The 14,571-nt window shown below is 71.3% G+C and carries 13 protein-coding genes; 8 read left to right on the top strand and 5 right to left on the bottom strand.

What is annotated here, in order from left to right; translation table 11 throughout:
- Positions 1-44: 44 nt before the first annotated feature.
- Positions 45-1,700, top strand: a complete 1,656-nt coding sequence (locus ACQ0O7_RS19480) for a sulfatase (protein WP_430783547.1) — start codon at positions 45-47, stop codon at positions 1,698-1,700.
- Positions 1,701-1,751: 51 nt separating this feature from the next.
- Here the strand turns inward: ACQ0O7_RS19480 and ACQ0O7_RS19475 are convergent, their stop codons facing one another.
- Positions 1,752-2,717, bottom strand: a complete 966-nt coding sequence (locus ACQ0O7_RS19475; protein WP_430783546.1) for an Acg family FMN-binding oxidoreductase — start codon at positions 2,715-2,717, stop codon at positions 1,752-1,754.
- 71 nt (positions 2,718-2,788) lie between these two features.
- Between ACQ0O7_RS19475 and ACQ0O7_RS19470 the strand changes: the two genes are divergently transcribed.
- Together ACQ0O7_RS19470 and ACQ0O7_RS19465 are read left to right on the top strand one after the other, a co-directional pair.
- A complete protein-coding gene (locus ACQ0O7_RS19470) occupies positions 2,789-3,328 on the top strand; it encodes a GNAT family N-acetyltransferase (RefSeq protein ID WP_430783545.1) in 540 nt (179 codons plus the stop codon).
- Entirely contained in the window at positions 3,328-3,951 is a 624-nt protein-coding gene (locus ACQ0O7_RS19465) for an adenosylcobinamide amidohydrolase (RefSeq protein WP_430784005.1), read from the top strand. Before ACQ0O7_RS19470 ends, ACQ0O7_RS19465 begins: the two co-directional genes overlap by 1 nt.
- Before the next feature lie 34 nt (positions 3,952-3,985).
- On the opposite strand, the gene ACQ0O7_RS19460 is transcribed toward ACQ0O7_RS19465, so the two are convergent.
- Positions 3,986-4,468 carry a hypothetical protein gene (locus ACQ0O7_RS19460; RefSeq protein ID WP_430783544.1) on the bottom strand — a complete coding sequence of 161 codons (483 nt, stop codon included), beginning with the start codon at positions 4,466-4,468 and terminating at the stop codon, positions 3,986-3,988.
- Between the two features lie 108 nt (positions 4,469-4,576).
- Here ACQ0O7_RS19460 and ACQ0O7_RS19455 point away from each other — a divergent pair, with 108 nt between their 5' ends.
- The 4 genes from ACQ0O7_RS19455 to ACQ0O7_RS19440 all read left to right on the top strand — a co-directional run bounded on the left by ACQ0O7_RS19455 (position 4,577) and on the right by ACQ0O7_RS19440 (position 10,238).
- Positions 4,577-5,641 (top strand): class I SAM-dependent methyltransferase, encoded by a 1,065-nt coding sequence (locus ACQ0O7_RS19455; RefSeq protein WP_430783543.1) that lies wholly within the window; start codon positions 4,577-4,579, stop codon positions 5,639-5,641.
- Between the two features lie 329 nt (positions 5,642-5,970).
- The gene (locus tag ACQ0O7_RS19450; RefSeq protein WP_430784004.1) at positions 5,971-7,104 is read left to right on the top strand and encodes an NAD(+)/NADH kinase; all 1,134 of its coding nucleotides are present in this window, start codon (positions 5,971-5,973) and stop codon (positions 7,102-7,104) included.
- 15 nt (positions 7,105-7,119) lie between these two features.
- Positions 7,120-8,778: an FAD-dependent oxidoreductase gene (locus ACQ0O7_RS19445; RefSeq protein ID WP_430783542.1), complete on the top strand. Its 1,659-nt coding sequence runs from the start codon at positions 7,120-7,122 to the stop codon at positions 8,776-8,778.
- Positions 8,775-10,238, top strand: coding sequence for an ATP-binding protein (locus ACQ0O7_RS19440; RefSeq protein WP_430783541.1), 1,464 nt, complete (start codon positions 8,775-8,777; stop codon positions 10,236-10,238). Before ACQ0O7_RS19445 ends, ACQ0O7_RS19440 begins: the two co-directional genes overlap by 4 nt.
- Positions 10,239-10,242: 4 nt before the next feature.
- Here ACQ0O7_RS19440 and ACQ0O7_RS19435 read toward each other — a convergent pair whose 3' ends face one another.
- The 3 genes from ACQ0O7_RS19435 to ACQ0O7_RS19425 all read right to left on the bottom strand — a co-directional run bounded on the left by ACQ0O7_RS19435 (position 10,243) and on the right by ACQ0O7_RS19425 (position 12,971).
- Positions 10,243-10,743, bottom strand: coding sequence for a mycothiol transferase (locus tag ACQ0O7_RS19435; protein WP_430784003.1), 501 nt, complete (start codon positions 10,741-10,743; stop codon positions 10,243-10,245).
- Between the two features lie 2 nt (positions 10,744-10,745).
- Positions 10,746-11,591, bottom strand: a complete 846-nt coding sequence (locus ACQ0O7_RS19430; protein ID WP_430783540.1) for a hypothetical protein — start codon at positions 11,589-11,591, stop codon at positions 10,746-10,748.
- A 99-nt stretch (positions 11,592-11,690) separates the two neighbouring features.
- Complete coding sequence (locus tag ACQ0O7_RS19425) at positions 11,691-12,971, bottom strand: MFS transporter (RefSeq protein ID WP_430783539.1); 1,281 nt, start codon at positions 12,969-12,971, stop codon at positions 11,691-11,693.
- A gap of 257 nt (positions 12,972-13,228) precedes the next feature.
- On the opposite strand from ACQ0O7_RS19425, the gene ACQ0O7_RS19420 reads away from it, so the two are divergent.
- On the top strand, positions 13,229-14,242 hold the full coding sequence (locus ACQ0O7_RS19420; RefSeq protein WP_430783538.1) for a hypothetical protein: 1,014 nt from the start codon (positions 13,229-13,231) through the stop codon (positions 14,240-14,242).
- The last annotated feature ends 329 nt before the right edge of the window (positions 14,243-14,571 follow it).

Here is a 14,571-nt window from a genome sequence, read left to right as displayed (position 1 = left end):
ACCGCGGTCGAACCGGAATTACGCCCGTGGCGTATGAAGGGGACGTGAGCCCAACGAAGCCGTACCGCCGGGTCGTCCGGCACGTGACCACGGGATTCGCCGCAGTGCTGGTGTTTCTTGCCCTGATCGTTCCGGACCAGATCACCCGGTTGCCGCCCGGGAACTCGCCCTGGACCGCCCTCCTGCGGATCCCGCTGGAGGCGCTGATCGCCGGAGCGGTCCTGCTCCTGCTGCCGAAGAAGGGCCGCCGGCCGATCGTGATCGGCCTCGGTGTCACGCTCGGTCTGCTCACCGTGATCAAGATGATCGACATCGGCTTCTACGCCGTGCTCGCCCGCCGCTTCGACCCGGTGCTCGACTGGGCCCTCTTCGACGACGGGTTCAACTTCCTCGTCGACTCGATCGGCAAGGCCGCCACCATCGGCGTCACCATCGGGATCATGGTCGGCGCGGTGCTGCTGGCGGCCGGAATGACCTGGGCCGTGCTGCGCCTCGACACGGTGATGCGCGGCCACCGGACCGGCTCCTGGCGCGGCCTCGGCACCGCCGGAGTCGCCTGGGCGGTGCTCGCCGGGCTCGGCGTCCAGCTGATCGGCGGCCTCCCGGTCGCCTCGCACGCCGCCGCCGACCTGGCCGGGCACACCGTGATGGCCCTGCCGCAGAACCTCGCCGACCGCAAGAGATTCGCCGCCGAGGTTCAGATCGACAACTACCGGGACCGCGACGCCGACCAGATGCTCACCGCCCTGCGCGACAAGGACGTGATCATCTCGTTCATCGAGAGTTACGGGCGCGACGCCATCGAGAACCCGGCCTACAACGGCGCCGTCCTGGCCAGCCTCCAGGCCAACGGTGACAAGCTCACCGCCGCCGGGTACGCCAGCCGCAGCGGATGGCTCAGCTCACCCACCGCCGGCGGCGGGAGCTGGCTGGCCCACTCCACCTTCCTGTCCGGGCTGTGGATCGACAACGAGCAGCGTTACCGCAGCCTCGTCTCGTCCGACCGGCTCACCCTCACCCGTGCCTTCGCCGACGCCGGCCACAGGGCCGTCGGCGTCCAGCCCGGCATCGTCTTCGCCTGGCCGGAAGGCAGGTTCTACGGGTACGACCACATCTACGACTCGCACACCCTCGGCTACCAGGGCCCCACCTTCAGCTGGTCCCCGATGCCCGACCAGTTCGTGATGTCCGCCTTCCAGCAACTGGAGTACGGCAAGAACGACCGCGGCCGGCTGATGGCCGAGATCACCCTCACCTCCAGCCACACCCCGTGGGCGCCGGTCCCGTCGATGCTCCCCTGGGACCAGGTCGGCGACGGCACCGTCTACGGCCCGATGGTCGAGCGGGCCGAGAGCACCGGCAGCGTCTGGAAGAACGACGAACGGATCCGCACCGAGTACGCCCGCTCCCTCGCCTACTCGATGGACAGCCTGCTCGGGCACATGGCCGAATACGGCGGCGACGACCTGGTCATGGTCTTCCTCGGCGATCACCAGCCGGCCTCCGTGGTGGTCGGCGCCGAAGCCACCCGGGACGTGCCGATCACGATCATCGCGAAGGACCCGAAGACCCTCGACCGGATCAACGGCTGGGGCTGGAACGAGGGCCTCAAACCCGAGCCGGCCGCGCCGGTCTGGCGGATGGACACCTTCCGGGACCGCTTCCTGGCCGCGTTCGGCCCGGAGGGCGACCCGCACTGACCCCTCCTCCGCCCTGGGGAGGCCGGCCGCTTGCCGGCGGCCGGCCTCCCGTCACGCCACGTCGATGACCTGCCCGGCCGGGAGCCGGGGGGTCTTCGGCGGCGCCGACGTCGCCGGATCCAGCGTGCCCAGCCGCACCGCGATGAACGGGAAACCGACATCCCCCAGCATCCGGCGCAGCGTCTGCCGGGTGAACGGGATCTCCACCGGGCCACTCAACGGCAGCAGGCTCACCGCCTGCTCGGTCGCGGCCAGCCACAGCCGGCTCAGCGCCTCACCACCGCGCAGCCAGTCCCCGGACTCGTCACCGTCACCGTAGATCACCGCGTACGTGGCGGCCTGATCGTGCCCGTCCCCGGCCGGCAGCGTGCCCCGCGCCTGGAAGTCACGCTCCGCCACCGTGGTCAGCGGCACCTCCTCGGGCAGCACCGACGCCGGGATGCCGGTGCCGTCCGGCCGCTCGCCACCCACCCAGGTCGCCGTCTCGGCCTTGATCCGCTCGTCCGAATCCTCCGCGTGCTGTGCCCGGTCCACCGCCACGGCCAGCGCGATCACCTGATCCCGGCCGAGCACGTGCAGGTGGGCGCCACCCTCCTCGGTCACCTTCACCAGATGGCTCAGCGTGTCCTCGGAGACCCGCTCGTCGGTCACCGTCCGCCGGTCGGTGCGCCGCACCTGAAGCATCTGGAAGTGCCGGGTGGCCTCCGGCGGGACCGGGACCCGCTCCACCGGCCGGAGCACGGCCAGCGGCTCCCCGGCCGGCCGCTCCACCTCGTGCCGCCAGCCCTCGGCGTCCAGCGCCACCCGGGCGTGATGCAGCGCGGTGCCGCAGCTCAGCAGCAGCATCCGGCCGGAGGGGTCCTGCTCGCGCAGCTGGCGCTCGGCGACCCCGAACAGCTCCAGCCGGCCGTCCCGGACCACCCAGCGCCACGGCTGCGTGTTGTGGATCGACGGGGCGAACCGGGCCGCGTCCGCCGCCTGAACCAGTGCGCGCTTGACCTCGTCGCTGTCGTTCATGTCCCTATCGTGCGCCTTCCGCTCGGCGGCGGGTACGGCCTTGCGGCCCTACCGCCGTTAGGCTCTGCACCGTGTTCTCGATCGAACTCACCGAAGGTGCCCAGCTCCGCCCGCTCGAACCGTGGCAGGCCGAGGAGTTCCTGGCACACATGGACCGGGCCCGCGAGACCGTCGATCCGTGGATCCCGTGGGCCAGCGTCAGTACCGATCTTGCCAGCGCGACCGCCACCCTGCAGCGCTACGCCGACAACGCCGCCAAGGACAAGCAGCGGCTGTACGGCATCTGGCTGGACGGGATCCTGGTCGGCGGCACCATGTTCGTGGCCTTCGACGCGGCGGCCGGCAACTGTGAGATCGGTGTCTGGCTGGAGCCGGCGGGGACCGGGCGCGGGCTGATCACCCGGGCCGCCCGGGTGCTGATCGACTGGGCGTTCACCACCCGCGGCATGCACCGGGTGGAGTGGCACTGCAATCCGGCCAATCTGAACAGCTCCAACGTCGCCAAGCGCCTCGGGATGACCCGGGAGGCGCTGCTGCGCGAGTCGTACCCGTGGCAGGGCCGCCGCAACGACACCGAGATCTGGGCGGTCCTCGCCCACGAGTGGACATAGTGCTCGCCGGCCCCGCCCTGACCCGCCGTCACGAGGACGGGCAGGACGTCCCCCTGCTGCTCTGGCGCTTCCCGGAACCGCTGCTCGCCATCTCCAGCGCGGTCCACGGCGGCGGCCTCGGCACCCGGCACTGGCTGATCAACGCGACGGTGCCGATGTCGTACGCCCGCCCCGACCCGGACACCCACCTGGCCGCCCTCGCCACCGGCCTCGGACTGACCGGCCCCGGCATCGGGCTGCTCACCGGCGTCGACGTGACCGAGGTGGTGACCACGGCCGACGACGGCGTGCACGTCTCCGCCACCGTCGGGCTGGGCGCGCCGATCCCGGCCGCCTCACCCGACCCCGGATTCGGCCACCACCCCGGCACCGTCAACATCGTCGTCTGGGTGCCGCAGCGGCTCAGCGACGGCGCCCTGGTCAACGCGGTCGCCACCGCCACCGAGGCGAAGGCGCAGGCACTCGCCGAGCGGGGGCTGACGGCCACCGGGACGGCCACCGACGCGGTGGTGGTGCTCTGCCCGATCGGCGGGCCGGTCGCCGCCTACGGTGGGCCGCGGTCGCGGTGGGGCGCGCCGCTGGCCAGAGCCGTGCATCAGGCGGTCCTCGCCGGGTCCTTCTAGGCGGTCTTTCACGGGCGTCTCTCATGGGCGTCTTTCATGGGCGCAGGAGACCGGAATCGATCAGGATCCGTTTCCCGTCGCCCTCCCGGAGGAAGTCGGTGAACGTCGCCGCGGCGCCATCCGCCTCGTCCAGGGTGACCACGATCAGCCGGCCGATCTTCTCGGAGGTCCGGCCGGCGGCCAGCGGGGCGATCGGATCGTCGGTGACCAGGAGGGCCGGTTTCTCGCCGGAGGCGGCGGTCCGGGTCAGATCGGGCCCCTTGGCGTACGCCGGGAGCACCTCGATGTTCGGGTTCAGCACCTCGAAACCCTGCTCGATCTCCGGAAAGATCTGCTCCAACGACTCGTCGGCGAGCACCCGCAGCACGGTCAGCCCGGCCTGGGGCCCGGCCGGCCCGCTCGCCGCCGGGGCGCCGTTCTCGTTCCGGCCGTCCGGTGCGCCGTCCGGCGACGCGGTCCCGGCGCATCCACCCGCGGCCAGAGCCGTCATGGCCAACAGCGTGATCAGTCTTCGCATGATGGTTGGACAGTTCCGGGCACCGTCCGGTTCCGGTCACAAATGCGGGCGAAAAGTGCACCCAATCTGGCGTTGCGCCCGTCACACCCGCCCGGTCATGCTGTGCTCGTGCCGGAACGCATCACCGAAGTCACCGCGCTGCTCGCCGAGGTCCTGGCCCCCCGGGCCCCACTCACCGTGATCGTCGACGGCGGCGATCCCGGAGCCGCCGCCGCGTTCGCCGCCCGCCTGGCGGCCGCGTTCCCGCCCGCCGCCCGAGCCTGGAACGTGGACGCCGTCCTGGGGCTGAGCGGCCCCGGCGGCGGCATGTTCGACTCGGCCCTGAACGTCCTGGAACCGGCCACCGACCAGATCCTGGTGTTCCTGCGCGGCGGTCCCCGCCACCGTTTCGCCGAGGGCGACGGCGAACGCCGGGCCCAGGTGGTGATCGACCACCGCGACCCGGACTGGCCGGTCATCCGCCACCTGCACCAGTCCCTGGCCGACGTGAACCGCTGGTACCGCTCGGAGAGCCAGGCCTTCTTCGCCGCCCGGGCAGCGGACTGGGACACCAAGTTCGGCGACGACATGCCCCGTTACACGGAGGCGGTCCGCCTGGCCGGAGTCCATCCCGGCCACACCGTCCTGGACATCGGCTGCGGCACCGGCCGGGCCCTGCCCGCCCTCGCCGAGGCCGTCTCCCCTGATCCCTCGCCCGGGGTGCTTCCGCCGGTTGTTGCCGAGTCCTCGTCCGGCGCATCGGGAGCTTTGGCGGCGGCGGCCGGGCCGGCGGGCCGGGTCATCGGGCTGGATCTGACCCCGGACATGCTGACCGCGGCCCGGAGAGCCGGACGCGGTGACTGCGCCGATCTGGTTCTCGCCGATGCCCGCCAGCTGCCGGTGGCCGACGCGGTCGCCGACGTGATCTTCGCGGCGGGTCTGGTCCACCATCTGCCCGACCCGATCGCCGGGCTACGGGAACTGGCCCGGGTGACCCGCCCCGGCGGCACCCTGGCGATCTTCCATCCGACCGGCCGCGCGGAGCTGGCCGCCCGGCACGGCCGCGTCCTGCGCCCGGGCGAGCCGCTGAGTGAGGAACGTCTCGGCCCGCTGCTGGCCGATTCCGGCTGGATCCTGACCAGCTACGAAGACATCCCGGACCGTTTCCTGGCCCTGGCCACCCGGGAATCCTGAGCCCGGCCTCGACTTCCGGCGGCGGGACCGTGGGACGGTGAGTTCTGCTGTGCCCGGCGGTCGCGGGTCGGTCCGGGGTGGGGCGGACCTCGCGGTGTAGTCACGGGAGTCGCCGGCTTGGCGAAGGGCTTGATCGCCCGTACCGGATGACGGGTTTGAATTTTTTTGGGGTAAGCGTCGGCGGCGGGGAGCGGAGTACGTTGGGCGCGGTCTTTCGTGGTCGCCGAAAGGGTTCGGGGCATGGAAGGCTGCATCACAGGGGCTGCCGCGCCGACAAGGCCGCGGGACCGCTGCGTGGCGAGGACTAGGGACGGGGAAGTGCCGTGGGCATGGTCGAGGTCGTCGGGCTGGTTCTCCATCCCCGGCGGGACTGTGGGTCGGCGATCGAGGCGATCACCGGGTGGGCCGAGGCTCGTGGGGTGGCGGTTCTGGGGCTGCCGGACGAGGTGAGCCGGATCAGTGGGTGCACTGCCGAGGCGGTCACCGCCGACGAGATGGTGAAACGGGCGGGACTGCTGGTCAGCCTCGGTGGGGACGGCACCATGCTGCGGACCATGCGGCTGGCCGAGGGGCATGACACGCCGGTGCTCGGGGTCAACGTGGGGCGGCTCGGGTTCCTCGCCGAGGTGGATCTCGCGGGGCTGGGAGAGGCGCTGTCCGCGATCGACGAGCATCGGTACACGGTGGAGTCGCGGACCGCGGTGCGGACGGTGCTGCCGGGTGGGCGTGAGGTGGCCGCGTTCAACGATGTGGCGCTGGTCCGGGTGCCGGGGCACGGGCTGGCCGCGGTCGGGATCCGGGTGGAGGGGCGCGGGTTCGTCAGTTACGCGGCGGACGCGGTGATCGTGTCGACGCCGACCGGGTCGACGGCGTACAGCTTCTCCGCCGGTGGGCCGATCGTGTCGCCGAACGTGCAGGCGCTGATCGTGTCGGCGGCGGCCGCGCATTCGTCGTTCAACCGGTCGCTGGTGGTGGACACGTCCGAGCAGCTGGCCCTGGATGTGCTGCCGACGAGTGGGCGGCTGGCGATCGAGGTGGACGGGATCATCGAGGGGCATGCCGAGGCGGGGGACTGCCTGGAGATCCGGCCGGTGCCGGAGGCGGCCCGGGTGGTCCGGTTCGGGACGACCTCGTTCTATGAGCGGGCCCGGCGCAAACTGCGGGTGGAGGGCAGTGCGCAGGCGGTCGCGCACGATCCGGCCGACGCGGTGGTGGTGGACAACTTCGAGCAGCAGCGGTACGAGGTTCTGCTCGGTGGGGAAGCCGTCGGAACCCTCACCTACACCCGGGATGCCGGGCACATCGACCTGACCGACACCGAAGTGGACCAGGCGTTCTCCGGGCGTGGGCTGGCCGGGCGCCTGGCCGCCGCGGCTCTCGCCGACGCCCGGGCGCGTGGGATCACGATCAAAGCCACCTGCCCCTATGTCAGGGGCTACCTGGAACGCCACCCCGAGAGCTGAGGACAAACCGACATCATGGGCCAAGCCGCGATCCTCACGGTCGACGACGACCCCTCCGTCTCCCGAGCCATCGCACGTGACCTGCGCCGCCGCTACGCCGACAAATACCGGATCGTCCGCGCCTCCTCCGGCGACGAGGCCCTGGACGTGCTGCGCGAACTGAAACTGCGGGGCGGCCGGGTCGCTGTCATCCTCGCCGACTACCGGATGCCACAGATGAACGGCATCGAGTTCCTGGAGCAGGCGATGGACCTGTTCCCGCACGCCCGCCGGGCGCTGCTGACCGCCTACGCCGACACCGACGCCGCGATCCAGGCGATCAACGTGGTGGACGTCGACCACTACCTGCTGAAGCCGTGGGATCCGCCGGAGGAGAAGCTCTATCCGGTGCTGGACGCGCTGCTGGACGCCTGGCAGGCCACCAACGACCAGGAGGTGGCCGACATCCGGGTGGTCGGGCACCGGTGGAGTGAGCCGTCCTTCCAGATCCGCGACTTCCTGGCCCGCAACCTGGTGCCGTACAAATATTTCGGCGCCGACGAGCCGGAGGGCCGCCGCCTGCTGGAGGCCGCCGGGACCGGGCCGGAGTCGGTGCCGCTGGTGGTGACCGCCGACGGCCGGGCCCTGTCCCACCCCACCGTGCAGCAGGTCGCCGAGGTGGCCGGCCTGTCCACCGCCCCGGACCGCGACTTCTACGACCTGATCATCGTCGGGGGCGGCCCGGCCGGGCTGGGCGCGGCCGTCTACGGCGGCTCGGAAGGACTCAAGACCCTGCTCGTCGAACGGCAGGCGGTCGGCGGCCAGGCCGGGCAGAGCTCCCGGATCGAGAACTATCTGGGCTTCCCGGACGGCATCTCCGGCGCCCAGCTGACCGACCGGGCCCGGCGGCAGGCCGACAAGTTCGCCGCCGAGACCCTCACCACCCGCGACGTGGTCGGGCTGCGCACCGACGGGTCGGCCCGCACCCTCACCTTCGCCGACGGGGGCGAGGTGTCCGCGCACGCGGTGCTGCTGGCCACCGGTGTCTCCTACCGCCCGCTGCTGGCCGAGGGGGTGGCCGAGCTGACCGGCTCGGGCGTCTTCTACGGTTCGGCGGCCACCGAGGGCCCGGCCTGCGCCGGCACCGACGTCTACATCGTCGGCGGCGCCAACTCGGCCGGGCAGGCGGCGCTCTTCTTCGCCCGGTACGCCAACCGGGTCACCCTGCTGGTCCGGGGCGACTCCCTGGAGTCGTCGATGTCGTACTACCTGATCCAGCAGCTCGCCCAGGTCGGCAACATCGAGGTGCGGACCCGGTGCGAGGTGATCGGCGCGCAGGGTGACGGCCACCTGCAGGCGATCACCATCTGCGACAGCAAGGACGGGACGAAACTGACCGTCGAGTGCGGTTATCTGTTCGTCTTCATCGGCGCCGAACCGCGTACCGACTGGCTCGGCGACACCCTGCTGCGGGACGGCAAGGGCTTCATCCGGACCGGCACCGACCTGCTGCAGAACGGGGAGCGCCCACGGGGATGGGATCGGGACCGGGATCCGTTCTATCTGGAGAGCAGTGTCCCCGGGATCTTCGCGGCCGGCGACGTCCGGGCCAGTTCGGTCAAACGGGTGGCCTCGGCGGTCGGTGAGGGTGCGATGGCCGTCGCGCTGGTCCACCGCTATCTGGAGGCGCAATGACCGACGAGCCCATCGTCATCGAACCCTGCGAGCCCGGCCGGCTCACCATCGGCGATCTGCGCACCCTGTTCCTGTTCGAGAAACTCACCGACGACCAGCTCGGCTGGCTGGCCGAGCACGGCTGCACCATGCGGGTCGGCTCCGGCGGCCTGGTGGTCCGCGAAGGCGACCCGGCCGCATCGTTCTTCGTGCTGCTCAGCGGCGCCGTCTCGCTGACCACCCGGGTCGGCGAGGACGAGGTGACCACCAACCGCACCGACCAGCGCGGCGTCTACATGGGCGCCACCCAGGCCTACCTGCGCGACGACGGGGTGCCCCGCAAATACATGGCGTCGATGCGGGCGCTGTCCGACGCCGAGTTCTACGTGCTGTCCGCCGACGACTTCGGCTGGGTCATGCGCGAATGGTTCCCGATGTCGATCCACCTGCTCGAAGGCCTGGCCCTGGGGATCCGCAACTCGCAGGCGGCGATCGGCGAACGGCAGCGGCTGTCCGCCCTCGGCGCGCTGTCCGCCGGACTGATGCACGAACTCAACAACCCGGCCGCCGCCGCCTCCCGGGCCACCAGCGCGCTACGCCAGCGGGTCGCCGCGATGCGGATGAAACTCGGCAAACTGGCCGCCGGCAAGGTCGCCCCCGACCGGCTGGTCGCCCTCCTGGAATTGCAGGAGGAGGTGATCGAACGGGCCGCGAAAGCGCCGGTGATGACCGCCATGCAGGTCGCCGACCTGGAGGACGAACTCGGCGAGTGGATGGAGGACCGGTCGATCACCGCCGGCTGGGACATCGCGCCGGTCTTCGCCCAGGGCGGCATCGACACCGAATGCCTCACCGAACTGGAGACCCGGCTGGCCTCCCCGGAGCTGCTCGACCAGGCGATCCACTGGATCGGGTACGCCCTGGAGACCGAACAGCTGATGAGCGACATCGAGGACGCCACCGGCCGGGTGTCCAACCTGGTGCACGCGGCCAAACAGTATTCGCACGTGGACCGCTCCGCCCATCAATGGATCGACGTGCACACCGGACTGGACAGCACCCTGGTCATGCTCGGACACAAGATCGGCGAGGGGGTTCGGGTGGTGAAGGACTACGACCGGTCCCTGCCGCAGATCCCGGCCCACCCGGCCGAACTCAACCAGGTGTGGACCAACGTCATCGACAACGCGGTGCAGGCCATGAACGCGGCCGGGACACTCACCATCCGCACCTACCGCGAGGACGACCGGCTGATCGTCTCGGTCGGTGACACCGGGCCGGGCATCCCCGCGGAGGTGCGCAAACGCATCTTCGAGCCGTTCTTCACCACCAAGCCGGTGGGGCAGGGGACCGGGCTCGGACTGGACATCTCCTACCGCATCGTGGTCAACGGGCACGGCGGGGACATCGCGGTGCACTCCGAACCCGGGGACACCCGCTTCCTGATCCGGCTGCCCTTCAGCGAGCCCGCGTCGGCCTGATCAGTTACAGCAGTCCTCGGACATAAGCCGCCTGTCCGGCGTGCTGGGCGTCGTCGTCCAGCACGCTGACCAGGCGCACCCCGAGCGTCACCGGCGGATCCCAGTCGCGGTCGACGATCCGGTCCAGGTCGGCGGCGGTCAGACCGCCGACCCACTTGACGGTACGGTCGTGCACAGCACCGTAGTAGTCCACCAGCGTCCGCCAGCTCTCCGGCGCGACCGCCGCCACCTGGTCGGCCGTGTGCCCGTACCCGGTGTCGTCCGGGTCGGTGGCCAGCCCGAACCGTGGCCCCCAGTCGCCGGTCAGATAGATCTGCTCGCCGCCGATCACCCCGGTCAGGTGGTGATCCTGCACCCGGGTCAGATGCCAGACCAGCCAGCCGATGGTGTTCGCTCCCGGCCGGGGCGCCCAGCGCAGCTGCTCCGGGGTCAGGTCGCGGACGGCCGCCTCGATGGTCTCCGGCAGCCGGGTGTACCCGTCGATGAGGATGTCGCCGACGTCCATGCTCACTCGCTCTCCTGGGTGGTCGCCGCGCCGGCGTCGCCGGTCTGGTTCTGATTCTGCTCCGGCACACCGGTCTCCGGCTGCTCCTCCACCGGCGTGGTCACCTCGGGCCGGGTGGGGGCCGGGGTCGGCTCGTTCGTCGCCGGGACACCCGTCTCCGGGGTGTCGGCCGGCGCGGTCGTGGCGCCGGTCCCGGCGGGTGTCTCCGGGGTCTCCGACGGGGCCACCGGCGGCTCGTCCTCGTCGGCCCGCTCGCCGGTCCGGTCGTCCCGGGTCTCGTTCGCGGTGTCGAACAGGATGGTGGGGCTGCCGTTCTCCCGGCCGCTGGTCACGTCCGCGGCCGAGCGGCCGGCGAAGAGTTCCGCGGTGGTCAGCACACCCATGCCGAGCACGAAGAACGCCCCGGCGACCAGGGCCACCCGCTGCCAGCGGATCCCGCGGCCGGGCGTGGTGGCGCTCCCGGCCGCCGTGGACGAATCGGTCTTCGCGGACAAGCCGACCGCTGTGGGCAAACCGGACGTCGTCGGGGGAGAGCTGGACGCGGCTGTCGGTGAGACGGGGGTGTCGGACGGTGAGGTCTCCTCACCCGCCTGGACGGACGGGGTGCCCACCGCGGCCGGGGCCACCACGAACGCCGATTGAAGCCGTTTGGTGCCGTGGTTGATCGACCGGTGGTAGACCTCCGTCCCGATCGAGCTGATCAGGCTCGCCAGGGCGGCCCCGATCATCGTGCCGGCCACTCCCAGGAACGAGCCCAGGACGGCAGCCGAGACGGCGGCGAGAGTGCCGGCGATGGTCTTCGGGACGTCGATACCGGACCAGAAACGGCCCTTGGCCTGCTCGGACATATCCTCCGAATCCCCTGCGTCAGATCGAATCCCGCTCCGGTGCCGGCCTGCGGCTCCCGGCGAACAGACGCCGGGCGGAGACGGGGTTCGATGCGCGAACTAGGAGACCTTTGCCGCATAAGCGGGCGCTAAACCCGCCTTCTCGGCGGCGACATGCCGGCGGGTCAGGTGCCGGGAGCGCAGGATGCCGACCACCCCGGCCGCGGCCACCAGGAACTGGACCGACATGGCGACCCGGAAGTCGTCGATGTGATAGTCGTTACTCCCTCCGGTGCGGTAGTCGAGGATCAGCCCGATCAGCTGGATGGTCACCAGCGACGCGGTGAACCCGCCCACGTTGACCACCCCGGTCGCGGTGCCGAGCCGGCTCGGCGGGTTGAAGCTGCGGGCGAAGTCGAACCCGATCATCGAGCCGGGACCGCCCAGCCCGAGCGCCACCACCAGGGCCACCAGCAGCGGCAGCGGCGCCCGGCCGGGCCAGGCGATGACCACCGCCCAGGCGGTCATGTTGATCGCCACGATGCCGAGGACCAGCCAGGACCGGCGCAGCGGGTGCCGCTGGGTGAGCAGCCCGAGGATCGGCCCGGCGGCCATCCCGGTGACCACGAAGACGGTCAGCAGCACACCGGCGGTGGCCCGGCTCAGGCCCTGCCCGGCGACCAGGAACGGGACGCCCCACATCAGCGCGAACACCGTCCCGGTGAACTGGGTGGTGAAGTGCGCCCACAGACCCAGCCGGGTGCCCGGGTGCCGCCACGAGCTGCCCAGGTCGGTGCCGAGCCGCTGCCAGCTCATCGAGTCGCCGTTGTTGATCCGGTGCTCCGGGGTGTCCCGCAGCGCGGCCAGGGCGACGATCGCCACCAGCACGCCGGCGGCGGCCGCGCCGAGGAACGCCGGGGTCCAGCCGGGGCCGGCCAGCACCGCGGCCAGCGGCACCGCGGAGAGCACCTGCCCGGCCTGCCCGACGATGCCGGTCAGCTGGCTGAGCACCGGCACCTGCCGGGCCGGGAACCAGTGCGGCACCAGGCGCAGCACGCTGATGAACGTCATCGCGTCGCCGGCGCCGACCAGGATCCGGGCGGTGATCGCCCCGCCCATGCCGTCGGTGACCGCCATCAGGACCTGCCCGGACACCATCACCAGGGCGCCGGCGACCACCAGCCGCATCGATCCGAACCGGTCGAGCAGCAGCCCGACCGGGATCTGGAGAGCGGCGTAGACCAGCAGCTGCAACACCGCGAAGACGGCGAGCGCGCCGGCGCCGACCCCGAAACGCTCCTGTGCGTCGAGGCCGGCCACCCCGATCGAGCTGCGGTGCAGCACGGCGACGATGTAGGCGGCCAGCCCGGCGGCCCACACCGCCCAGGGACGCAGGCGCATGAGGTGCCTTCCGCAGGGGGGAGTGATGGTGTGGCCCCCACATTTCTCCGTCCTCGTCACCCACGGCAACGTGCGCCTGCTCACTGCCACCCCGCGTGGTGATCTGTGGCGCTGTCCTCGCCGCAGCTAGCCACCCAACAGCCAACCCACGACCGTGTGGAACGGTGTGGCGCGGATCGCGCCGGAAGTGGCCACGCGTGGCGGGATTGTCCACAGGGCGTCGGCGGGCGGGTGGGAGTTTCTGCCAGCTTGGCGGGATGCCGACGACAGCAAGCTCCGGGGACAGCCCGTTCGCCCGGTCGTGTCTCCAACAGTCCGGAGTCCTCACCACCGCCCAGGCCGATGAGGCGCTCGGGCGCGGGATGGTTCGCGGGCATCTCAGAGCCGGGCGCTGGCGGAAGATCTGCCGCGGCATCGTGGTGACGACGAACGGGCCGTTGAGCCGTCCTCAGCAACTCTGGGTGGCCGTGCTGGCCGCCGGCGACGACGCGTTGCTCGCGGGCGACACGGCTCTCACCACGGCGGGCGTGCGCGGTCTTCGGGAGGGTGCAGTGCGCATCGTCGTTCCGGCCGAGCGCAAGGTCAGCCGGCGGTTTCCCGTGATGCCCGGTGATATGCCGGGGGTGCGGGTCGTCCGGACGCGGGTGTTGCCCGACGAGCATCGGCAGTCGAGCGGTCCGCAACTGAACAGCCCGCAGTCGAGTGGCTCGCACCTGAACGCCCCGCAGTCGAGTGGCCCGCCCCGGGTCACCACCGCGCGGGCCCTGGTCGACGCGGCGTCCTGGGCTCCGTCCGGGGACGCCGCACGGACGATCATCGCGATGACGTTGCAGCAGCGCGCGGTTCTGCCCGAGGAGGTGTTGGCGGTGCTGGCGATACGCCGGCGGTTGCCCCGTGCCAGGTTGATCGAGATGACGGTTCTCGATGTGGCCGGTGGGTCGGACTCGCTGGCCGAGATCGACTTCAAGGACCTCTGTCTGCGGCATCGTCTGCCCGCCCCCGATCGGCAGGTTCGTCGTCGTGACGGGGGTGGGCGATGGCGATTTCTGGACGCCTACTGGACCCGGTGGCGGGTGCACGCCGAGATCGACGGATCTCATCACATGGAGGTGGGCCAGTGGATCGATGACATGATCCGTCAGAACCAGCTGTGGATCGAGGGCGATCGGGTGCTGCGGTTCCCGGCGGCTCTCATCCGGTCCCGGCCGGATGTCGTGGCCGGGCAGGTCCGCTCCGCCTTGGAGGTCGCCGGCTGGCAGTCCCCGTGGTGACCCGCACCCCGCCACACGTCACGCCGCCGCGCACCGTGCCGCTTTGCGGTCCGATCCGCGCCACAGTTCACCACGCGACAGCTACAACCCTGCTGCGTGCCACCTTGTGGTCGGGATCGGGCCGCAATGTGGCACGCGGTTGTCGCCGTGCTGCTGTGCCATCTTGTGGTGGGGGTCGGACCGCAGTGTGGCACGTGGTTGTTGTCGTGCTGCTGCGTGCCGTTCTGTGGTCGGGATCGGGCCGCAGTGTGGCACGTGGTTGTTGTCGTGCTGCTGCGTGCCACCTTGTGGTCGGGATCGGGCCGCAATGTGGCACGTGGTTGTTGTCG

Origin of the sequence: Actinoplanes sp. G11-F43 (assembly GCF_050589265.1) — a bacterium.
GTDB lineage: Bacteria > Actinomycetota > Actinomycetes > Mycobacteriales > Micromonosporaceae > Actinoplanes.
Note: the sequence above shows the minus strand (reverse complement) of the source record. Positions and strands in the feature narration are given on the sequence as shown.